The sequence below is a fragment of the Stenotrophomonas sp. 1278 genome, from assembly GCF_029892765.1.
Taxonomy (GTDB): domain Bacteria; phylum Pseudomonadota; class Gammaproteobacteria; order Xanthomonadales; family Xanthomonadaceae; genus Stenotrophomonas; species Stenotrophomonas indicatrix.
Window position 1 is genome coordinate 35,684 of sequence record NZ_JARXWD010000012.1, and the last position, 21,225, is coordinate 56,908.

General features: G+C 67.8%; 22 protein-coding genes. 5 read left to right on the plus strand and 17 right to left on the minus strand.

Going from position 1 to position 21,225, the window contains the following annotated elements; translation table 11 throughout:
- Window positions 1-21 precede the first annotated feature (21 nt).
- The 3 genes from M2299_RS12190 to hisS all read right to left on the minus strand — a co-directional run bounded on the left by M2299_RS12190 (window position 22) and on the right by hisS (window position 2,185).
- The gene (locus M2299_RS12190; RefSeq protein ID WP_099842376.1) at window positions 22-330 is read right to left on the minus strand and encodes a YerC/YecD family TrpR-related protein; all 309 of its coding nucleotides are present in this window, start codon (window positions 328-330) and stop codon (window positions 22-24) included.
- Between the two features lie 164 nt (window positions 331-494).
- Entirely contained in the window at window positions 495-764 is a 270-nt protein-coding gene (locus M2299_RS12195) for a hypothetical protein (RefSeq protein WP_099783815.1), read from the minus strand.
- A 23-nt stretch (window positions 765-787) separates the two neighbouring features.
- Entirely contained in the window at window positions 788-2,185 is a 1,398-nt protein-coding gene (gene hisS / locus M2299_RS12200) for a histidine--tRNA ligase (protein WP_280884423.1), read from the minus strand.
- 139 nt (window positions 2,186-2,324) lie between these two features.
- Here hisS and M2299_RS12205 point away from each other — a divergent pair, with 139 nt between their 5' ends.
- Window positions 2,325-3,077 carry a helix-turn-helix domain-containing protein gene (locus tag M2299_RS12205; protein ID WP_033830968.1) on the plus strand — a complete coding sequence of 251 codons (753 nt, stop codon included), beginning with the start codon at window positions 2,325-2,327 and terminating at the stop codon, window positions 3,075-3,077.
- Window positions 3,078-3,277: 200 nt separating this feature from the next.
- Here M2299_RS12205 and thrC read toward each other — a convergent pair whose 3' ends face one another.
- The 6 genes from thrC to M2299_RS12235 all read right to left on the minus strand — a co-directional run bounded on the left by thrC (window position 3,278) and on the right by M2299_RS12235 (window position 10,111).
- Entirely contained in the window at window positions 3,278-4,567 is a 1,290-nt protein-coding gene (gene thrC / locus M2299_RS12210; RefSeq protein WP_280884424.1) for a threonine synthase, read from the minus strand.
- A gap of 29 nt (window positions 4,568-4,596) precedes the next feature.
- A complete protein-coding gene (locus M2299_RS12215; RefSeq protein ID WP_280884425.1) occupies window positions 4,597-5,511 on the minus strand; it encodes a homoserine kinase in 915 nt (304 codons plus the stop codon).
- Window positions 5,508-8,012 carry a bifunctional aspartate kinase/homoserine dehydrogenase I gene (gene thrA, locus M2299_RS12220; RefSeq protein WP_080148954.1) on the minus strand — a complete coding sequence of 835 codons (2,505 nt, stop codon included), beginning with the start codon at window positions 8,010-8,012 and terminating at the stop codon, window positions 5,508-5,510. The genes M2299_RS12215 and thrA overlap by 4 nt, the downstream gene beginning before the upstream one ends.
- Window positions 8,013-8,097: 85 nt before the next feature.
- The gene (locus M2299_RS12225; RefSeq protein WP_164745120.1) at window positions 8,098-8,235 is read right to left on the minus strand and encodes a hypothetical protein; all 138 of its coding nucleotides are present in this window, start codon (window positions 8,233-8,235) and stop codon (window positions 8,098-8,100) included.
- A gap of 138 nt (window positions 8,236-8,373) precedes the next feature.
- Window positions 8,374-9,324 (minus strand): DMT family transporter, encoded by a 951-nt coding sequence (locus tag M2299_RS12230; protein ID WP_088100681.1) that lies wholly within the window; start codon window positions 9,322-9,324, stop codon window positions 8,374-8,376.
- Window positions 9,325-9,391: 67 nt separating this feature from the next.
- Window positions 9,392-10,111, minus strand: a complete 720-nt coding sequence (locus tag M2299_RS12235; RefSeq protein ID WP_099783807.1) for an AraC family transcriptional regulator — start codon at window positions 10,109-10,111, stop codon at window positions 9,392-9,394.
- Window positions 10,112-10,192: 81 nt separating this feature from the next.
- On the opposite strand from M2299_RS12235, the gene M2299_RS12240 reads away from it, so the two are divergent.
- Entirely contained in the window at window positions 10,193-10,975 is a 783-nt protein-coding gene (locus M2299_RS12240; protein ID WP_025874856.1) for a DUF6491 family protein, read from the plus strand.
- Here M2299_RS12240 and M2299_RS12245 read toward each other — a convergent pair.
- From M2299_RS12245 to M2299_RS12255, 3 genes are all read right to left on the minus strand, one after another.
- A complete protein-coding gene (locus M2299_RS12245) occupies window positions 10,972-12,024 on the minus strand; it encodes a linear amide C-N hydrolase (protein WP_223485392.1) in 1,053 nt (350 codons plus the stop codon). The two genes, M2299_RS12240 and M2299_RS12245, sit on opposite strands and share 4 nt — an antisense overlap.
- 63 nt (window positions 12,025-12,087) lie before the next feature.
- Window positions 12,088-12,501, minus strand: a complete 414-nt coding sequence (locus M2299_RS12250) for a DUF6691 family protein (RefSeq protein WP_223485390.1) — start codon at window positions 12,499-12,501, stop codon at window positions 12,088-12,090.
- Window positions 12,498-12,935 (minus strand): YeeE/YedE family protein, encoded by a 438-nt coding sequence (locus tag M2299_RS12255; protein WP_280884426.1) that lies wholly within the window; start codon window positions 12,933-12,935, stop codon window positions 12,498-12,500. Before M2299_RS12255 ends, M2299_RS12250 begins: the two co-directional genes overlap by 4 nt.
- A gap of 117 nt (window positions 12,936-13,052) precedes the next feature.
- Here M2299_RS12255 and M2299_RS12260 point away from each other — a divergent pair, with 117 nt between their 5' ends.
- Window positions 13,053-13,340 carry a metalloregulator ArsR/SmtB family transcription factor gene (locus tag M2299_RS12260; RefSeq protein ID WP_099786009.1) on the plus strand — a complete coding sequence of 96 codons (288 nt, stop codon included), beginning with the start codon at window positions 13,053-13,055 and terminating at the stop codon, window positions 13,338-13,340.
- Between the two features lie 3 nt (window positions 13,341-13,343).
- Here M2299_RS12260 and M2299_RS12265 read toward each other — a convergent pair whose 3' ends face one another.
- The 5 genes from M2299_RS12265 to M2299_RS12285 all read right to left on the minus strand — a co-directional run bounded on the left by M2299_RS12265 (window position 13,344) and on the right by M2299_RS12285 (window position 19,485).
- The gene (locus M2299_RS12265; RefSeq protein WP_033830961.1) at window positions 13,344-13,772 is read right to left on the minus strand and encodes a BLUF domain-containing protein; all 429 of its coding nucleotides are present in this window, start codon (window positions 13,770-13,772) and stop codon (window positions 13,344-13,346) included.
- Between the two features lie 82 nt (window positions 13,773-13,854).
- The gene (locus M2299_RS12270) at window positions 13,855-14,994 is read right to left on the minus strand and encodes a hybrid sensor histidine kinase/response regulator (protein ID WP_025874868.1); all 1,140 of its coding nucleotides are present in this window, start codon (window positions 14,992-14,994) and stop codon (window positions 13,855-13,857) included.
- Window positions 14,991-15,566, minus strand: a complete 576-nt coding sequence (locus M2299_RS12275; RefSeq protein ID WP_080148964.1) for a chemotaxis protein CheB — start codon at window positions 15,564-15,566, stop codon at window positions 14,991-14,993. The genes M2299_RS12270 and M2299_RS12275 overlap by 4 nt, the downstream gene beginning before the upstream one ends.
- On the minus strand, window positions 15,566-16,390 hold the full coding sequence (locus M2299_RS12280; RefSeq protein WP_032951761.1) for a CheR family methyltransferase: 825 nt from the start codon (window positions 16,388-16,390) through the stop codon (window positions 15,566-15,568). The genes M2299_RS12275 and M2299_RS12280 overlap by 1 nt, the downstream gene beginning before the upstream one ends.
- Window positions 16,387-19,485, minus strand: a complete 3,099-nt coding sequence (locus tag M2299_RS12285) for a response regulator (protein ID WP_280884428.1) — start codon at window positions 19,483-19,485, stop codon at window positions 16,387-16,389. The genes M2299_RS12280 and M2299_RS12285 overlap by 4 nt, the downstream gene beginning before the upstream one ends.
- Window positions 19,486-19,663: 178 nt before the next feature.
- On the opposite strand from M2299_RS12285, the gene M2299_RS12290 reads away from it, so the two are divergent.
- Both M2299_RS12290 and M2299_RS12295 read left to right on the plus strand, forming a co-directional pair.
- Entirely contained in the window at window positions 19,664-20,791 is a 1,128-nt protein-coding gene (locus tag M2299_RS12290) for a PAS domain-containing sensor histidine kinase (RefSeq protein WP_099786007.1), read from the plus strand.
- Entirely contained in the window at window positions 20,788-21,147 is a 360-nt protein-coding gene (locus tag M2299_RS12295; protein ID WP_025874874.1) for a response regulator, read from the plus strand. Before M2299_RS12290 ends, M2299_RS12295 begins: the two co-directional genes overlap by 4 nt.
- Window positions 21,148-21,225 lie beyond the last annotated feature (78 nt).

Below are 21,225 nucleotides of genomic sequence, written 5' to 3' on the forward strand. Positions count from 1 at the left end.
AAGTCTGGAACGGGGCGCGGATCAGCGCGAAGCAAGGCGGTCGACAGCGGCGGCATAGCCTCGATGGCCATGCTCGAGCGTGCGTGCCACCCGTCCGGTGGTGGTCACGCTGACGCCGGTGCGCTCGTGGATCTCGCGGTAGGGCACGCCCTGCTGCAGCAGCGGCACCACCTTCCAGCGGTCGGCCATGGCTTCCAGCTCGGCTGGCGTGCACAGGTCACGCAGGAAGGCGACCACCTGCTCCGGCTCGCGCAGTGCGGCAAAGGCCTGGGCCAGGGCTTCAAGGTCGGCGTGCGGGTCTTTGGCGGCGATGTCGGGGCGGGCTTTCACGGGCGTGGCTCTTGCATCAATGTAATAGCGTGTTAGTACATTAACGCATTCTTGCACGCCGCGTCAAAGGCACGGCCAGGTTCCGCCAGGCCCGTTCAGGCAGCGGAAACGAAAACGCCCACCGGGCGGTGGGCGTTCGGATGCGGCAATGGACAGGGCTTCGATCAGGGCAGGCAGCGGACCTCTGCCTGCAGCGCGCCGCGCCGCAGGCATTCACCGAACAGGCTGCCCTGCCGGCTGGGACGGGACTGCAGGTTCTGCAGCGCTCCTGCCCGGCCCGGGCACGCCCGCTCGGCAAGGACCTGCAGATCCTGCTCAAGCTGCGCTCGATCCATCACATGGCAGCGATCAGCCACCAGCTGGTAATACGCAGGGCCGATCCGGGTGCTGCGCAACGCCGGATCGCTCTGGCATGCCGCCAGCAGGAACAGCATCAGTGTTCCTGCAGCGGCACGCGTCACGGCATGACCCGCGACTGCTCCAGTTCCACCCGCAGGGTGCTGGCCAGTTCATCACGGGAGACTTCGAACTGCTGCTCGCGCAGCAGGTCCTTCACCGCCACCACGCCGCGCGCCAGTTCGTCCTCGCCAGCCAGCACCACGAAACGGATACCGGCCTTGGCCGCGTACTGGAACTGCTTGCCGATCTTCTTCGGCTCCATCTGCACTTCGGTGTTGATGCCACCGGCGCGCAGGCGGCGGGCGATGTCCAGCGACTGCGGCATGCCCTGCTCGTCCATCAGCGCCACCAGCGCCTGCACGCTGCTGGCCTCGATGCCCTCGATCAGGCCAGCTTCGCGCAGCTGCCAGAACAGGCGCGACAGGCCGATGGAAATGCCCACGCCCGGCAGCTTGGACTTGCTGTAGTGGCTGGCCAGGTCTTCATAACGGCCACCGGAACAGATCGACCCGATCTGCGGGTGGTCGGTCAGCGTGGTCTCGTATACCGTGCCGGTGTAGTAATCCAGGCCACGTGCAATGGAGAAGTTCAGGCAGTACGCGCTTTCCGGCACGCCCAGTGCCTGCACCAGCTGCAGTACTTCGCGCAGCTCGGCCACGCCGGCACGCAGGATCTCCGAGGAACCCGCACCGTCTTCCAGCGCTGCCAGCTGTGCCAGCGCATCGGCATGACCCTGCGAACGCACGGCGACGAAGGCCAGGATCTTCTCGACCTGTTCGGCCGGAATGCCGAAGCCCTCGCCCACCAGCGTCTCGCGCACGTAGTCGGGGCCACGCTTGTCCAGCTTGTCCACTTCGCGCAGCACTGCCAGCTGGCGTTCGCCCTCGGCCACGCCCAGGCTTTCGAAGAAGCCGCGCAGCAGCTTGCGGTTGTTCAACTGGATGCTGAAGTCACCGATGCGCAGTTCGGCAAATACCGCATGGATGACCGCCAGCACTTCGGCGTCGTAACGCACGCTCAAGCTGTCCTTGCCGATCACGTCGATGTCGCACTGGTAGAACTCGCGGAAGCGGCCGCGCTGGGCGCGCTCGCCGCGGTACACGCGCTGCATCTGGTAACGGCGGAACGGGAAGGTCAGCTCGTGTTCGTGTTCGGCCACGTAACGCGCCAGCGGCACGGTCAGGTCGAAGCGCAGCGCCATCTCCGGCAGCGAACGATCGCCGGATTCAGCAGCGTTGGCCAGCGCGCCGGTGGACTGCACGAAATACACCTGGCGCTCGGTCTCGCCGCCGGACTTGGTCAGCAGCACATCGGACAGCTCGAACACCGGCGTCTCCACCGGCAGGAACCCGAAGCGCTCGTAGTTGCGGCGGATGACGTCCAGCATGCGCTGGAACGCAATCTGCTCGCGCGGCAGCAGTTCAAGGGTGCCGGGCGGGGTACGGGGCTTGATCACGGGCGGAGCTCCTGCGGAATCGGGGACGTGGGAGGGGGCGACATTCTAGCGCCCCGCATCGCTCAGCCGCAGATAAGGGGTCCAACGGCCGCTTGAAGTATCATAAAGCCCTCCCCCGCCCGCGATACGCCCACGCAACATGTCCCGGCCTTCCGGCGCTCCGCCCGCCACCAACGATCCCGCCGCGCCGTCCTGCGCCACGCTGGACTGCCTGCACTGCTCGGTACGCCACCTGGCGGTGTGCTCTGCGCTGTCGCCCGATGAGGTGCAGGCGCTGGAACAGGTGACCGTGTCGCAGCAGCTGGCGATGGGCAGCACCCTCGCCCGCAGCGGCGAAGAGCGCCAGCATGTCTATACATTGACCGGTGGCGCGCTGCGGCTGGTGCGCACGCTTGCCGATGGCCGTCGCCAGATCAATGGCTTCGTGCTGCCTGGCGATTACCTGGGCCTGAGCGGCAGCGACCACCATCGCTACGACATCGAGGCCATCGCCGACAGCCGCGTGTGCCGCGTTGCCCTGCCGCAGATGAAGGGCCTGCGCGCCCGCTATCCGCACCTGGAGCGCAAGCTGCTGCAGCGCGCCTGCCAGGAGCTGGACGCCGCACAGGATGCCGCGCTGGCGCTGGCACGCCTGCAGCCGGCGGAAAAACTCGCTGATTTCCTGCTTCGCCTGGCCGCGCGCGAGGCCAAGCTGGGCGGAGATGGCCTGCGCGTCTCCCTGCCGATGGGCCGCGGCGACATCGCCGATCATCTGGGCCTGACGATGGAGACGGTCAGCCGCACCTTCACCAAGCTGCGCCAGCAGGGGTTGATCGCCCTGCCTCATCTGAACGTGGTTGAGATCCTCGACGAGGATGGCCTGCGCACGCTGGCCGGTGACGTGCAGGGCTGAGCGCCCGATCAGTGTCGGCTTGCCGGCCAGCGGCCGGCACTACCACGATCGATTGGTGACATCTGCGGTTGCCGGCCAGCGGCCGGCACTACCATGATCGATTGGTGACATCTGCGGTTGCCGGCCAGCGGCCGGCACTACCCGTGATGCGTGGTTCTGGTAGTGCCGGCCGCTGGCCGGCAACCACGCAGACGCCTCCATCAACGCAACAACACCTCACGCAATGCCGCGTAGTCCGCCGCCAATGGCTCGGCATGTGCCGGACGCTGCAGCAATGCATCCAAGGCCGGCGGCACCGCCACTGCTTCGCCGATCAACGGTTCCACCACCGCCTCGAACTTGGCCGGGTGCGCGGTAGCAACCACCGCCCAGTCGCCCTTGGCGCCGCCCGCGCGCAGATCCTGCAGCACCTTCACCGCCGTGGCCGTGTGCGGGCAGAACAGTTCACCGTCGCTGGCATGGGCGCTGGCGATGGTCGCGCGGATGGTCACGTCATCCACTGCGAAGGCGCGGAACGCCGCCCGCAGCTCGGCATCGTCGCCCTGGTACAGCCAGCGCAGCCGCTCGAAGTTGCTGGGCGCGCCGACATCCATGGCGTTGGCCACGGTCGCAATGCTGGCCGCTGGCTGGTACGGGTCGCCACTGAAATAGCGCGGCAGCACCGCGTTGGCGTTGGTGGCCAGCACGATCTGCCCGATCGGCACGCCGAGCGCGCGCGCCAGCACTGCCGCCATCGCATTGCCGAGGTTGCCGGTCGGCACCACCAGGTTCAAGCGCCGCTGATGCTGCGCATGATGGCTCAGCGCCGCGTGCGCGTAATAGCTCATCTGCGGCAGCAGCCGGCCCAGGCTGATGCTGTTGGCGGAGCTCAGCGGCACCTGTGCCTGCAGATCGCGGTCGGCCAGCGCCTGCTTCACCATCGCCTGGCAATCATCGAACGAACCGGCCACCCGCAGCGCCTGGATGTTGTCGCCAAAGCAGCCGAGCTGGTGCGCCTGTCGCGGCGACACCCGGCCATCGGGATACAGCACCACCACGCGTACACCTGGCTGCCGATGGAAGGCCGCCGCTACGGCTGCACCGGTGTCACCGGAAGTGGCCACGACGATGGTCAGATCGCGTCCCTTGCCGGTCTGCAGCCGCGACAGCACACCGGCGAGGAAGCGCGCGCCGATATCCTTGAACGCCGCCGTCGGCCCGTGGAACAGCTCCAGCACATGGTCACCGCTGTTGCGCAGCGCGCGCAATGGCACGGGGAAATCGAAGGCCTCACGGCAGATCGATGGCAAGGCCTCGGCCAGCATATCGCCCGCGAAGAACGGCGCCAGCAGGTCAGCGGCGGTATCGGCCAGGCTCGTACCGGCCTGCAGCGCGCGCGGCGCCGGCAGCACCTCCGGTACGTACAGGCCACCATCGGGGGCGAGACCGGCAGCGATGGCCGCACTGAGTCCAACGGCCGGCGACTGGCCGCGGGTCGAAACGAATTGCATGAGGTCGATATCCGGTAGGGAGGAAGGATTCAGCACAAGCAGGCTCCGGGTGCATCCAGCGGCGAGATCCAGGCATCACTGTCGAAGCCGGCAGCGGCAAACGCCGCACGCACCGGCTGCGCTGCCGCGCGCGCCCGGTCGGCATCTTCAAACCAGGCAAAGACGCTGGGCCCGGCGCCGGAAATGCCCGCGCCCATCGCGCCGGCGGCCAGTGCAGCATCGCGTGCCGCGTCGAAGCCCACGATCAGGCCCGCCCGCCGCGGTTCCACCAGCACATCGCGCAGGCCGGCGCGCACCAGCGAGGCATCGCTGCGATGGCAACCGCTCAACACCAGCGCCAGGTGGGCACTCTGCGCGACGAATTCGCCCAGCGCATAGCTGCCCTGCAGCGCCTGTCGTGCCCGCCGGGTCTCCAGCACCGCATGCGGATGCACCAGCAGGCTGTGCCAGCTGGCCGGCACCGGAATCGGCACCAGGCGATCAGCCGTGCACAGCGCCACGCCGCCCAGCAGCAGCGGGCCGACGTTGTCACCATGGCGGCCACCGCTGGCCACGGCTTCGCCATCCAGTGCGAACGGATACAGCGCCTCGCGCGGCAGCGGCATGTCCAGCACTGCATTGGCTGCCACCAGCGCGGCCACGCAGGAGGCCGCCGATCCGCCCATGCCGGAGCCGAACGGAATGCCCTTGTCGATCTCGATGGCGAAACCGAAGCCCAGCCCCAGCGCTGCGCGCAGCGAGATCAGCGCGGCGCCGGCGGTATTGCCTGGTGCGTCCAGCGGCAGTTCGACCGCACTGCCACGGATCGCATCGATGCGCACCAACGGTTCGTCGATGCGGCGCACGCTCACCGTATCGCCGATACCGGCGATGGCGTGGCCGAGGATGTCGAAGCCGACCGCCACGTTGGCCACCGATGCGGGTGCGAAAGCGCGTGCGATCACAGCCGCGCTCCTTCGCCGGCCGCCACCCGCAGCAGATCAGCGAACACGCCGGCAGCGGTGACTTCCGGGCCCGCGCCCGGGCCCTGCACCACCAGCGGGTTGTCGCAGTAGCGGCGGGTACGGAACTGCACCACGTTGTCGGTCAGCCGCAGGTTGGCGAACGCGTGGTCGGCCGGCAGCTCCTGCAGCCCGACCGACGCGCCATCCGGCCCCAGCCGCGCAACATAGCGCAGCACCGCGCCGCGTTGGCGGGCATCGTGCAGCCGGGCCAGCAGCGCCTCATCGGAGGCACCCAGGCGGGCCATGAAATCGTCCACGCTTCCTTCGCGCAGCAACGCCGGCACCAGGCTCTCCACCTGCACCTGCTCCAGGCTGAGCGCGTGACCGGCCTCGCGGGCCAGGATCACCAGCTTGCGCGCAACATCCACACCGGACAGGTCGTCGCGCGGATCCGGCTCGGTGTAGCCCATCGAGCGCGCCTGCGCGACCAGTGCCGAGAACGGCTGGCTGCCGTCAAAACGATTGAACAGCCAGGCCAGCGTGCCGGAGAAGATGCCTTCGATCGCCAGCACTTCGTCTCCGGTATCCACCAGGTCACGCAGCGTGGTGATCACCGGCAGGCCGGCACCCACCGTGGCCTCGTAGCGGAAGCGCGCACCACTGGCCGCCGCCGCCGCGCGGATGCGCTGGTAGCGTGCCAGCGGACCGGCGCCGGCCTGCTTGTTCGGGGTCACCACATGGATGCCGGCGGCCAGCCAGCCTTCATAGCGCTCGGCGACCTCGGCGCTGCCACTGCAGTCAATCACCACCGCGTGCGGCAGATGCGCGGCCAGCAGGTGCTCGGTGAAGTGGTCCAGATCGCTGGCCTGGCCGGCGTCCTGCAGCGCCTGGCGCCAGTCTTCATGCAGGCCATCGGCCTCCAGGCGCATGCGCGAGCGTGACGCAAGCGCGCGCAGGCGCAGATCGACATTGGCCTTGGCCAACAACTGCGGGCGCGCCGCCAGCAGCTGGTCCAGCAGCGCAGCGCCAACATTGCCCGGACCGATCACCCCCACCGCGAACGTCTGCGGCGACAGCCAGAACCCGGCATGCGCGGCACGCAACGCGCGGGTCGCATCGGCGCTTGCCACCGCCACCGAGATGTTGCGTTCGGAAGACCCCTGCGCGATCGCCAGGATGTTCACCTGCGCCCGGCCCAGCGATTCGAACAGCCGTGCGGCCACACCCGGCTGGCCCGCCATGCCATCGCCCACGGCGGCCAGCACGCTGACGCCCTCGCTGACCTGCACCCGCTGCACCTGGCCGGCAGCCAGTTCGTGCGAGAACGCCTGCACCACGGCATCGCGACCACGCGCCGCTTCACCCGCACGGACAACGCAGCAGATGGAATGTTCGGAAGACCCCTGCGAAATCATCACTACCGAGACCTGTGCCTGGCGCAGCGCGGCGAACACCCGTTCGGCGGTACCCGGCACGCCGATCAGGCCGGTGCCTTCCAGGTTCAGCAGGGCCAGATCCGTGCTCAGCGTCAGCCCTTTCACCGGGCCACGTGGCGAGCGCTCGGCGCTGATCCGCGTACCCGGATGGCTGGGCTGGAAGGTATTGCGGATGAAGATCGGCAGGCCCAGCCGGATCGCCGGTGACATCGTCTGCGGATGCACCACTTTCGCCCCGAAATAGGCCAGCTCGCAGGCCTCGTCGTAGCTCAGCGCGTGCAGCTGCACGGCCTCCGGCACCAGCCGCGGGTCGGCCGACAGCACGCCGTCGACGTCGGTCCAGATATGCAGTTCATCGGCGGCGAACAGTGCGGCGAAGATCGCGCCGGAGTAGTCACTGCCGTTGCGGCCCAGCGTGGTGACGCGGTCCTGGCGGTCGCGGGCGACGAAACCGGTGGCGACCACGCGCGACTGCGGGTGCTGCAGCCGCCACGCGGCAAGGCGGCCGGCACTGGCATCCCAGTCGACATCCACGCCCAGTTCGCCGTGGCCGACCACCAGCACATCGCGTGCATCCAGCACCGCGCAGTCCTCGCCCAGCGCGCGCAGGTGGGTACCGAGCAACTGTGCGGAGAACACCTCGCCCAGGCCCTGCACGCGGTCGAGCACCTCGCGTGGCAGTTCGCCGATCACCGCCAGCGCGGCCAGCACCTCGGCCAACTGGTCGAAGCGTGCATCGATCCAGTCCACGGTATCGCCCACCTGCTCACCCAGCAGCGCTACCGCGGCACCCCGATGCCGCGCGCGCAGCGCATGCCACGCCTCCTGCCAGCCGGCATCGCCCTGGGCTGCCAGGTGCGCCAGTTCGATCAGCGCATCGGTAACCCCCTTCATGGCCGAGACCACGCTGACCTGCAACGACTCGGGGCGGGCCAGCAGCAGGCCGGCGACATGGCGATAGCGCTCGGCGTCGGCCACCGAGGTGCCGCCGAACTTGTGCACGACAGTGGACGGCGCGGCCAGTGCGGACGCGGCAGGCGAATGGGCGGGGGCGATGGAAGACATGCAGACCTCGGTTGGAGGCCCCGTCGCATGCAGGTGGTCGAGTTTCCCCGTCACCTGGATGGTGCGGGGCCGTTGTTTTCGGGAGTTACACGAAGACGACGGGCCGCACCAGGGCAGTGGTGACGGTGGTGGTGGTAATGGTGGTGGTGATGGCGACCGGCGCAGTCGAACGGCCCGCGGTAGCGGGGGCGATCAGGCGGGCGTTGGCGGCATCAAGGACCATGGCCTACAGAAAACACCGCCGCGATGGTTGCTGTCAAGTGTTGCGGCGCAATATTTCTTTGCGGCGATCATCGGCCAACGTGCCGGCATTTGGTTGCAACTGAGACAAACGGGTGATCGTCGGCCTCAGTGCGTCGATTCAGCCGACATGTTCGGTGATTGCGCGCGGCGTGCGATGCGCATGCGCGCACAACAGCACCCCGCCCACCAGCAGCACGATCGCCAGCAGTTCCAGCAGGCTGGGCCAGCGCCGCTGCCAGGCGAAGGCGTACAGCAGCGCGAACAGGGTCTCGAACACGATCATCTGCCCGGTCAGGGTCAGCGGCAGCAGGCGACTGGCCCGGTTCCAGAACGCATTGCCGAGGATCGAGGCGACCACCGCCACGCCGGCGCTGATGGCCCAGAACCCACCCCATTGCGCAGCCGTATGCGCCTGGTTGTGTCCACTGAACGCCATCGGCACCAGCAGCAGCGACAACCCGCCGGTGGTGACGCCGGTCAGCAGTGACCAGTCGTGGCTGGAAAGGTCGGGCCGCCGCGACAGCCAGCGGCTGTTGCCGATGGAATACAGCGCCCACGAGAACAACGCACCGAACGCGCACAGCAGGCCGATCAGGCGTTGCCGCCAAGGCGTGCCCAGATGCTCGGACATCAGCGCCTCCCAGCCGACCATCGCTACGCCGAGCACGCACAGCGCCAGCGCCGGCAGCAACTGCTTCAACGGCACCGCACCCTGCTCGCGCACGCCCACCAGGGTGACCACGACCGGAATCAGGCCGACAATCAACGAAGCAGCGGCGCCACCGGCCCACTGCACCGCCGTGGCCAACAGCAGGAAGTACACCAGGTTGCCGGCCAGGCTCAGCCACAACAGGCCGATCCACTCGGCGCGACCGAGCATCGGCGCCAGCCGCTTCCAGCGCGGCAGCAGCAGGACCACGGCGATCAGGCCATAGACCAGGTAGCGGCCGGCGGAAAGCTGCAGGGCATTGAACGTGCTCAACACGGCGGGCGCGAGGAAGACCACGCCCCACAGCGCACCGGCGGCGATGCCATTGGCGATGCCCAGGGCAATCGGGTTGTTGCGCATTGCAGGTTCACAGCAAGAACGGGCCGCGCAGTGTAAGCGGCCCCTTGCCGACCGGTCTTGACCGAGGCTACTGCCGGTTCGCTTCCGCAGCGTTGGGTGTGGCTCGCCGCCATGCCGCCGGCGTCTGCCCGCATTCGCGGCGCAGCGCACGGGTCAGTGCACTCTGCTCGGAATACCCTGCGGCCAGTGCGATATCGCTGATCGATGCCGGGCTGACCCGCAACTGGTGCTTGGCCCAGCGCAGGCGGCTGGCACTGAGCCACGCCTGCGGGCTGAGCCCGAACTCACTCCGGAACACCGCATGCAGGCGGCTTTCACTGATGCCGACAAAGGCAGCCATGCGCGCTACCGACCACGCCTGCCCCGGCATCGCCTCGACCGCAGCGCACAGGCCCTGCAGGCGCGCACCACTACCGGCAGGCGCGAAGACCCGCAGCAGCTCCGGCAGCAGCGCTGGCACAGGCCGGCCTGTCCGCACCTGGGCAAGCCGCTGCCGCAGCGACAGCGGGAGATGCAGCCAGCGCTGCCGGCACAGGTGCTCCTGGGTCGCGTCATCGAGCACGCCCGGCCCGCAGTCGACAATCACGAAACCGTTGGGACCTTCGGCCATCTGGTCGTGCGCTTCGCCGGCCGCCACGAATGCCCCCTGCAGCAGGTCAAGACGACCGCCCCTGCCCTCCATCTCGAACTGCAGCTCACCCTGCAGCGGCAGCACCCACTGCGCATAGCCGTGGCGATCCAGGCCGGTGGCCTGACCGTAGTGCCGTAGATGGAAGATGGCGCCCATCCGAGCAGTCTGCGCGTGTAACACTTGCCGTGCAAACCGCTGCTATAGTCGGCCCGTCATCCAACGCAGGGAGTGCAGGACATGACTTACAGGCACGCACCCATGGTACTGGCCGCCAGCCTCGCGCTGGTGCTCACCGCCACGGCTTCGGCACAGGAACGCATGCCACCGGCCCCGCACTGCATGGACGCTGTCGGCGTCCAGGAAGTGGAGCAGGCATCACCGCGCTCGATCGCGCTGCGCGCCGCCTCCGGCCAAGCCTATCGCATCGACTTCGCCGAGGATTGCCCCGGCGTCCGCGCAGCCACCACGTTGAAGCTGGAAGCACCCGCCGGCTGGGCCTGCGGTCGTCCCAGCGAGCGCGTTGTGGTCGATGGCCACAGCTGTGCCGTCAGTGCAGTCACCCCGGTCCAGGCCCGCGACTATGCCAGCGTGGCCCGCGACAGCGACAGCCTGCGCACGGCCACCCTGCCCGCCCTGACGATCCGCCAACGCAAGGATGTCCGCCGCGGCTTCGGCGGCTCGGCCTCGTACTGCTTCGCCACCCGCAATGTGCGCGGCTGGTCGTCCGACACGCAGGGCATGCTGGTGGAAACCAACCCGCTGCGGAGCGGCGGCCATCGCTTTTACCGTGTTGAACTGGGCAGCCACTGCCTCCAGCTCGACCGCTCACCGGAATTGAGCTTCCAATCCGGCATGCAGAACGGCCTGATCTGCGGCAACCCCGGCGACCGCGTGGTTACGGCCGATTTCGCCAGCTTCGACGAGCGCAGCGACGCGGTGGCGCCGCTGCCCCGCTTCACCCGCCGCGGCGCCTGCACGATCCAGGCGGTCTACCCGGCCTCCAGCCAGGCGTCGAACTAGCCGTCGACGCCGAGGAAGGTGAACGGTGCGCTGGGCACGAAATGGCCCAGTGCATCGCCGGCGAAGGTATTGCGCTGGTCACGGCCGAGATCGAGCTTGAGCACCTTTCCGCCGAAATCGACCTTGGTCAGGTCGACCCAGAAGGTGTTGGGCGTCAGTGCCGACTCGAAGAAATACAGGCGCCGCTTGTGGTCGGCGACCGTACGCCAGCGGGTGGACGAGATGTTGGGCTCGCCCGGCGTGGTGATGCCGAACGGTACCGACACGTTGCGGATCACGCTGAACACACTGGCCAGCGCCTCCACCGGATCTTCCGCTTTCGGAATCGCGTTGATGTAGAAGGAGGCCCGCGCGAAGCGGTCGGCCGAACGGTTGGTGCCCGGCAGCATCACCGTGCCACCGATCTGCTGCCAGTAGCTGTTCAATGCCAGCTGCTGGTCGAAGACCGGCGAATTGGTCATCACCTGGTAGCGCCGATCATGGTGGATCACCTGGCGCCCGCCGATGTATTCGACGATCGCGCTGTCGCCCGTGGCGTCGGACAGCGACAGGTGCAGCGTCGCCTGGCGGTCCTCGCCCGGCACCTTGTCGGTGACGATCGAGTACGGTTCGCGCTGCAGCGCGGTCACCGCCTCTTCCACCGTCGCGAAATTATCCAGCACGTACTGCGCCCACAACGAGATGGACAGGCCGGGCTTGCCGCTGCGCTGGGCCGGGTACTGCGACTCGACCAGCCACAGCAGGTTGGCGACCAGGCCCTTCTCGTTCATGCCGTCGGTGGTGGAAATGTCATAGCCGGTGGCCACCACGCTGCCGTAGCGTGCAGTCCAGGCGATCGACCCAGGCCCCGCCTTTCCAGTGCGCGCAATGCCACGCGGCAACACGTAGAGATTGGTCGCCACGTCCACTTTCCAGTCCATCGAGCGGGCGGTGATGACATCGCCGTTGTCGCCCAGGTACACCGCGCGCGTGCAGGCCATCGCCGGCATTGCCGCCGTCGCCAGTGCCGCCGCCAGCAACGCGCCGCCTTTCCATTTCATCCGTGCCATGTCGTCCTCCGTTCCCCGGGAAAGGTGATCTGAACCCCGCAACGGTGAGACGAACGTGAAGCCTCAGCGCAGCCAGCGATCATGCAGCCAGAAACCGGCAGCCATCGCTGGCACGAACCACAGGGCTTCGCGCGCGCCTACCGCAAACGCGGCCAGCGCGGGCCCCGGGCAATAGCCGACCCAGCCCCAGCCGATACCGAACAGCGCCGCACCCAGCAGCAACCGCGTGTCGACAGCCTGCGCCGTCGGCAGCTCGAAACGTTCGGCGCACCATGGCCGCTGCCGCCGCCGCAGCCAGAATTGACCCAGTGCGCTGACCAGCAGCGCCGACGCCAGCACCCAGGCCAGCGTGGGATCGAAGTCGCCAGCCACATCAAGGAACCCCAGCACGCGACGCGGGTCGGTCATGCCGGCCAGCGCGAGGCCGGCACCGAACAGGCCGCCGGCCACACCTGCCGCCCACAACCTGCGGCTCATGCCAGGCCTCCGCCGTGACGTAGCAGGAACGTGGTGAGCATCGCGCAGGCCATGAACACCAGCACCGCCACCAGCGATCGCCGCGATCCTCGGGCGAGGCCACAGACACCGTGGCCGCTGGTGCAGCCGTTGCCCAGCCGCGTACCCAGGCCCACCAGGACACCGGCAGCGATCAATTGCCAGGCCGGCAGCACGTCGCGCAGCAAGGCGCGTGGTGGTTGTCCCGCACCCGCCTGCCAGCTCAGCACCGCCGCAGCAGCCAACATCAGTCCGAGCAGGAAAGCCCAGCGCCAACCACGATCACCACGCGGCGCGGCCGCGGCGCCGGCAGCGATACCGCTGATGCCCGCCACCCGACCGAGCGTGGCCAGCAGCAGCACCGCCGACGCACCGATCAGGCCGCCGCCTGCAATTGCCGCCCATGGCAGGTTCATGCCCTGCCCCTCTGCATCGCGCGCATCGGCTTGCCCTTCAATTTAGATTTCTCTAAATTAGACTTTCCTGAACTACCGGGTCAAGCCGTGCCCAGCATCACCACCGACAGTGCCGCGATGGCTACGCATGCCGCACAAGCGGCTGCCCTGCTGAAATCGCTGGCACACCCGGCGCGACTGCGCGTGTTGTGTCGCCTGGTGGAAGGCGAAGCACCGGTGCCGGAACTGCTGGCCCTGACTGGCCTGAGCGCATCGGCGCTGTCACAGCATCTGGCCGTGCTGCGCAATCTGGATGTGGTGGCAACGCGGCGGCAGGCACAGGCACTGCACTATCGGCTGCTGGAGGGTCCGGCGCTGGGGGTGCTGCAGGCATTGCACGCGGCGTACTGCGCCCCGCAGCGTTAGCGGTCAGCCTGCGCTGAGTACCGGCCGCACGACCTCGGCCAACAGATCCACTGCCGTAAGCACGACGCTGTCACCGTTTACCGAGCGGGCGAATCCCGACCAGTCGCCTGCGGAAAGCTGACGCAGCAGCGCGGCGTCGACCGGCAGCCCGCGCATTGCCCAGTACGGAAACTGGCGCTGGCCCAGCCGGCCACGCGCCAGCTCGACGATGTCGACATGGCTGCCGGCCTGCAGGATGCGCTCATAGACCGAATCGATGCCATCAGGCGGGCCTTCGATGTACTGCAGGAAGCGTTCGCCGTCATGCAGCAGCACACCCGTCACCCCTGCCATCTTGTTGAAGCGCGCGGCATCCTCGACCAGCGTCTGCAGACGTGCGGCAGACAGATCCGGCTTGGCCTGGCTGACATAGGCGATGGCACGCAGTGGCATGAAGCTTCCTTTGCAAGAGTGGTGCCACGGTAGCAGTTGCGGACGAGCCCGTCTCAGTTCGCTCACGCGCCAGCTGAAGAATTCAGGAAACCGCCGGACTGCGCAAATCGGATCGACGAGGCAGCAGCGCCTCGAACACCACGTGCCCTGCCTCGTTGCGCGCGCTCAACTGGCCACCATGCGCACGCACGAACTGGTCCACGATGTACAGCCCCAGCCCGAGCCCGTTGCTCTGGTGGAAGCTGGCCTTGAAGGGTTCGAACAGGCGCGGCAGCAACGCCTCATCGACATGGCCGGTGTTGCGCACGCGCAGCGCGACCACACGTGCATCGCCACCATCGACCTGCACCTGCACCGTCGCGTCGGCGCCATGGGTGAGTGCGTTGCCGACCAGGTTGGCGACGATCTGACCAAGGCGATCCATGTCGCCCTGCAGCGTCGAATCGCCACGGACGTCCAGCGCGATCCGATCGCTTCGATGGCCGGCACCGGCCTCGACCAGCACCGCACGCGTCACCTCGGCCAAGTCACAGACGCTGCTCTGCAGGCGCAGGCCACCGCTGCGGATCCGCGAGAAGTCCAGCAGCTGCTCGACCATGCGTGCCATCCGCAGCGTGCTGGCCTCCAGGTAGCTCAGTGTCTGCTGCGCACCGGCATTGTCGTCCGGCAGTTCCAGCGACAGCTTGTCGGCACACAGCAGGATGGCCGACAGCGGCGTGCGCAGGTCGTGGGTCAGCACCGCGGCCATGGTCTCGTTGAGCTTCAACGCGCGCTCCAGCGCTTCGTTGCGCGCCTTCAGCAGCTGCCGCTGCTGGTAGAGCTCGATGAACACATTGACCTTGCTGAGGATCACCTGCGGTGCAACCGGCTTGTGCAGGAAATCCACCGCGCCGGTCTCGTAGCCCTTGAACACCCGCAACGGATCATCCGGCGAGGCGGTCAGGAAGATGATCGGCACATCCCGGCTGCGCTGCGAGCCACGCATCAGCTCGGCCAGCATGAAACCGTCGATCTCCGGCATGTGCACGTCCAGCAGCGCCAGCGCCACCTCATGCTCCAGCAGCAGCTCCAGCGCCTGCGCGCCAGAGTCCGCCAGCAACAGGTTGACGCCCTCGCGGCGCAGCAGCGCCTGCATGGCCACCAGGTTCTGCGGCACGTCGTCGACGATCAGCAGGTTGACCGGCGCCTGCGACTGGGCAGGGTCCGGCGGCAGCAGGTTCATGCAAACAACTCCTTCAGGCGGCGGCACATCAGTTCAAGGGGCAGCACGGCGTCGGCGCCGGCATGCTGCAGGGCAGAGGCCGGCATCATCGATGCCTCGGCCTCCTCGGGGCATTGCAACCAGGCCTGGCCGCCAGCGGCGCGCACGGCGGCCACGCCATCGCTGCCATCGCTGCTGGCACCGGTCAGCAGGATCGCCAGCACACCCGTGCCGAACGCGGCCGCAGCCGATTCGAACAGCGGATCGATGGCCGGCCGCGAGAACAGCACCGGTTCGTCCATCGACAATGCGATGGCCTGCGTGTCCTCCACCAGCAGGTGGTAGTCCGGCGGCGCGAACGTCACTGTTCCGGCCTGCAGGGGCTGCTTGTCCTCCGCTTCGCGCAGGGCCAACGTGCAGTACGGCGCCAGCACCTCGGCGATGCGGCTGGAACGGTCGCGCGGCAGGTGCAGCACCACCAGCACCGGCACCGGCAGGGTGGCCGGCAACGCACCCAGCACGATCTGCAGGGCGGCCACGCCACCGGCCGATGCGCCGATCACCACCACGTCAGGGCGGAACATCGCCGCCATCAGGCCACCTTCCGGTACAGGCGGTGCTCCCGCGAACAGGCTTCGAAGGCATCGTGATGGCGACCGAACTGCAGCGACTCCTTGCTGCCCAGGCCGAGGAAGCCGCGATGCACCAGGGCTTCGCGGAACAGGCCCACCGCCCGATCCTGCAGGTCGCGGTTGAAATAGATCAGCACGTTGCGGCACGAGACCAGGTGCACTTCCGAAAACACCGTGTCGGTGGCCAGGCTGTGGTCGGCAAACACCACGTTGCGGCGCAGCTGGCGGTCGAAGACCGCGCCGTCGTAAGCGGTGCTGTAATAGTCCGACAATGAAGCGGTGCCGCCGGCGGCGAGGTAGTTCCGGCTGAACTGGGCCAGGCGGTCGATGCCGTAAGCGCCGGCCTCAGCCGTGGCCAGTGCAGCGGGGTTGATGTCGGTGGCGTAGACGATGCTGCGCTCAAGCAGGCCTTCCTCGTGCAGCAGGATCGCCAGCGACCACACTTCCTCGCCGGTACTGCAGCCGGCCACCCACAGCTTCACCGAGGGATAGGTGCGCAGCACCGGTACCACCTGTTCGCGCATCTGCCGGAAATACTCCGGGTCACGGAACATCTCCGAGACCTGCACGGTGAAGAACTGCATCGCCTGGGCGAACAGCTCCGGCTCGTGCAGCAGCCGATGCTGCAGGTCCGACAGGCGCTCGCACTCGTAGCGCTGCATGGCCTGGCTGACGCGACGGCGCAGCGAGGACACCGCATAGCTGCGGAAGTCGTAGTGGTAGCGCTGGTACAGCGCCTCCAGCAGCACCTTCAGCTCCAGGTCGAACAGCGCCTGCTCGTTCATTGCCGCGAGCACCAGACCCGGCACAGCGATACCAGCTTGTCCACGTCGATGGGCTTGGCGATGTAGTCGTTGGCACCGGCCTGCAGGCAGCGTTCACGGTCATCGGGCATGGCCTTGGCGGTCAGCGCGATGATCGGCAGGTCCTGCAGATGGCGCTGCGCGCGGATCTCGCGCATCGCCTGCAGGCCATCCTTCTCCGGCATCATGATGTCCATCAGCACCAGGTCCACCTCGCGCTGGGCCAGGCGGTCGACGGCCTCCTGGCCGTTGCGGGCGATCTCCAGCGTCACCCCCAGCGGCTCCAGCACGCTGGACAGCGCGAAGATGTTGCGCACGTCGTCCTCGGCCAGCAGCACGGTGCGTCCATCGAGCACGGTGTCGCGGCGGCGCGCTTCGCGCAGCAGGCGCTGCTGGTCGCTGGGCAGGTTGGCCTCCACGCTGTGCAGGAACAGCGTCACCTCGTCGAGCAGGCGCTCGGGCGAGCGTGCACCCTTGATGATGATGCTCTTGGAGTAGCGGCGCAGGCGCTGCTCTTCTTCGCGGCTGAGGGCACGGCCGGTGTAGACGATGACCGGCGGGAAGCCGACATCATCGTTGCCTGCCATGTGCTCGAGCAGGTCGTAGCCACTGCCGTCGGGCAGCGACAGGTCCATCACCATGCAGTCGAAGGTGACCGTGCTCAGCTGCTCCACCGCTGCGGCAAGCGTACCGACAGCAGCGATCTGCAGCTGATCGCGGCCCAGCAGCAGTTCCAGGTTGCGGCGCAGATCGTTGTCGTCCTCCACGATCAGCAGGCGCCGCACGTCGCGCTGGCTGGTCTGTTCAAGCTGTTCGATGGCAGCCACCAGGCGCTCGCGCGTGGTCGGCTTGATCGCAAAGCCGATCGCGCCCAGTTCGCGTGCCACCTGGCCGCGGTCCATGCCCGAGACCACATGCACCGGAATGTGCCGGGTGTCGGGGTTGCGCTTGAGCCGTTCGAGCACGGTCAGGCCCGAAACGTCGGGCAGGCCGATGTCCAGCAGGATGCCGTTGGGACGCAGGTCCGCCGCCAGCGCCAGCGCCTCTTCGGCCGTGGTGGCCACCACGCAGTCGAAATCAAGTTCGTGCGCCAGCGTCACCAGGGCTTCGGCGAAGACCGCATCGTCCTCCACGGCCAGGATCAAGCGTCCCGCATGGTGGCGGCGGCCACGGTCGTCGGCCACCGCTGCCACCGGCGCGGCACTGGACCGCTGGGCAAGGGGGGCTGGTGCCACGGGGGTGGCGGGTACCGGCTGCACCGGCACCGGCGCTGCGGCGCCTGCGCTGGCCTCGGCTGCCGGCGCGCCCTGCAGGGGCAATTCGAGAATGAAACAGCTGCCCCGGCCCGGCTCGCTGTCCACCTGGATGTCACCGCCCATGCGCACCGCAAGGTCACGCGAAATCGACAGGCCCAGGCCGGTGCCGCCGTAACGGCGACGGGTGCTGCCATCGGCCTGGCGGAACGCTTCGAAGATCAGCTGCAGCTGGTCGCGTGCAATGCCGATGCCGCTGTCGGCCACTTCGAATCGGATCCGGCCATTGCCGCCGCTGCGAACGTGCAGGCTCACCTTGCCGTGCTCGGTGAACTTGACCGCATTGGCCAGCAGGTTCTTCAGGATCTGCTGCAGGCGCTGGTTGTCGGCCACCAGCTGGCTGGGGGCCAGGCCATCGGACTCGATCTGCAGCGTCAGGCCCTTCTGCCGCGCCATCGGCTCGAAGGTTTCGCGCAGTCGCTGCAGCACGCTGTCGACCACCACCACTTCGTCGGCCAGTTCGACGTGCCCTGCTTCGATGCGCGACAGGTCCAGGATGTCGTTGATCAGCGCCAGCAGGTCGTTGTTCGACGACAGGATGGCGCGGGCGTACTTGACCTGCTCGTCGCTGAGCGAGCCGTCCTTGTTGTCGGCCAGCAGCTTGGCCAGGATCAGCGAACTGTTCAGCGGGGTGCGCAGCTCGTGCGACATGTTGGCCAGGAACTCGGACTTGTAGCGCGAGGTGGCGGCCAGTTCATTGCTGTTGCGCACCAGTTGCCCCTGCGCCACCAGCAGCGCCTGCTTCTGCGCCTCCAGCTCGTGGGTGCGCTCTTCCAGCTGCACGTTGCTCTGTTCCAGCTCGGCCTGCTGCTGTTCCAGATGCGTCTGCGACTGCATCAGGCTGCGGCTCTGCTCTTCCAGCTCCTCGTTGGCCACCCGCAGCTCTTCCTGCTGTGCCTGCAGTTCTTCGCCCTGGCGCTGCGACTCCTCCAGCAGCACCATCAGCTGCCCGCGCAGCATCGAGGTACGCAGGGCCATGCCGATCGTTTCGGCGCAGCGCTCCAGCAGCTCGTCATCCAGCGCCCGCTGTTCGCCAACCGCCGCCCGGCCCAGCTCGAGCACGCCCACGATCGCGCCGTCGCTGCTGACCGGGGCAAGGATCCGTTCACGCACAGGCACGCGCCCCAGGCTGGTCTGCAGCTCCAGCGGAGCCGCTTCATCCCCCTGCAGATGCCGCGCCCGCTGGTCGCGGGCCACCCGCCCTGCCACCCCTTCCTGCAGGCCCAACGTGGCCGGGATACCGTTCGGCAACGCCAGCCCGCCGGTCAGCTGCAGGCGTCCGCCTTCCAGCCGGTAGAGCGCACCGACATCGGCACCCAGCTGGGTCGCCAGCGTCGACACCGCCGCTTCGGCGATCTGTTCCGGCCCGAGCTCACCGCGCAGGCTGAGCGCGACCGCGTTCTCCGCCTCCTGCAGCCACAGCGCACGCATCGCCTCACGTCGCGCCTGGATGGCGCGCGAGGCAATGAGTGCGATCATCAGGAAAGCCGCGCCACCGATCGACCGGTTGACGAACGAGAAGGATGAGTTGTTGCTGGCCGGCGCCACGTTGTAGCCCACCGCCAGCAGCACGCAGGCGCTGACAGCCACCACGAACGGCACCCGGGCGCTGCGCTGGAACACAGTGACGCCGATGGCCATGAAATAGGCCAGCCACACGGCATAGCCCAGGGGTACCACCAGTTCCAGCGCGGCCGTAGCCGCCACCAGTACCGCCGACGTCATCCAGATCCAGCGGTCACGCGTAGTCGCACCAGGACGCATGCAGGTCGGTTCCAGTTTGGAAAAGGGGACTGATGTTACTCCTTGTCGCATTCAGCCGCATACGACCAATGGCACAGGCGTCGCATGCACGCCCTCTTCACACTCCACTGCCTACGTTCTCGTGCCTGACAGAGGTAATACGCATTTCATCGTGGTCGCTGCCGCTTCGACGCCGTCCGTGCTGACGGACCCTTCCCGACAGCTGCGATTGCTGATCGACAGCGTGCGCGACCATGCGCTGTACCTGCTCGATCCCGATGGCATCGTCTGCAGCTGGAATCCCGGCGCCGAACGCATCAAGGGCTACCGGTCGGAAGAAGTCATCGGCACCCACTTTGGACGCTTCTACCTGCCAGCCGATCGCGATGCCGGCGAGCCGCAGCACCTGCTGCGACTGGCGGCGGAAAGCGGACACCATGCCGCCGAAGGCTGGCGGGTGCGCCGTGACGGGTCTCCGTTCCGCGCCAGCGTGGTCATCGAGTCGGTGGTCGAGAACAGCGAGCTCGTGGGCTTCGTCAAGATCACCCGCGACATCACTGAACAGTGGCAGGCGCAACGGCTACTGCGCGACGCGCAGCGGGCGCTGCGCCAGACCCAGCAGTTCGAGACGGTCGGCCAGCTCAGCCGTGGCCTTGCCCATGAATTCAACAATCTGCTGACCACCATCGTCAATGCGCTGGACCTGCTGTCCGCACGCATGGGCGATGACGAGCGTGCCAACGCCCTGCTCACCACCGCGCAGGCGGCCAGTGATCGCGGCGCACTGCTGACCCGGCAGCTGCTGGCCTTCAGCACCGGGCAGACCCTGATCCGCGAAACGCTGGACATCAATGCGCGGATCCGCGACTGGTTGCCCGCCCTGCAGGCCACCTGCCCTGCCGGCGTCACTCTGGAAACCGCGCTGGCTGCGGACCTGCCTGCCATACTCAGTGATACCGTGCAGCTGCAGACCGCGCTCGCCAACCTGGTCGGCAACGCTGCGGACGCCACCGTTGGTGGCGGTCGGGTATTGATCGCCACCGCGCTGGAACACCGCATGGACCCCGACGCCGACACATCCCGGCAACGGACCTATGTGACGTTGAGCGTCTGCGATGAGGGCCACGGCATGGCCCCGGACATCGCCGAACGCGCGACCGAGCCCTTCTTCACCACCAAGGACATCGGCAAGGGCAGCGGCCTGGGCCTGAGCCAGGTGTTCGGATTCACCACCCAGAGCGGCGGCTTCGTAGACGTGTCCACCACGCCCGGTGTTGGCACCACGGTCAGCCTGCTGCTACCCGCCACAGAGGAACCCAACCCATGACCGATGATCCGATCCGCGTACTGATGGTGGAGGACCAGACCGATCTGCGCGAAATGATCGGCCTGGCCCTGCGCGACTTCGGCATCGACGTGGCTACCACGGCCGATGCGCAGGAAGCGGTCGCGCTGCTGCAGGGCGATACGCGTTTCGACGTGGTGTTCAGTGACATCAGCATGCCCAACGGCATGTCGGGCATCGAGCTGAGCGAGCATGTCGCGCGCGACCAGCCGCAGGCGCGGATGATCCTTTCTTCCGGCTACGCACGCTCGCAGTTGCCGCCGCTGCCCGAGCAGGTGGAATTCCTGCCCAAGCCTTACCGGTTGCGGCAGCTGGTGGAGCTGCTCAGGCAGGCCTGAGCCGTTGCCGCCCTGCCAGGCATGGCCTGGCACTACTGGGTAGCGACCGTTGCGGCCCCGCCAGGCATGGCCTGGCGT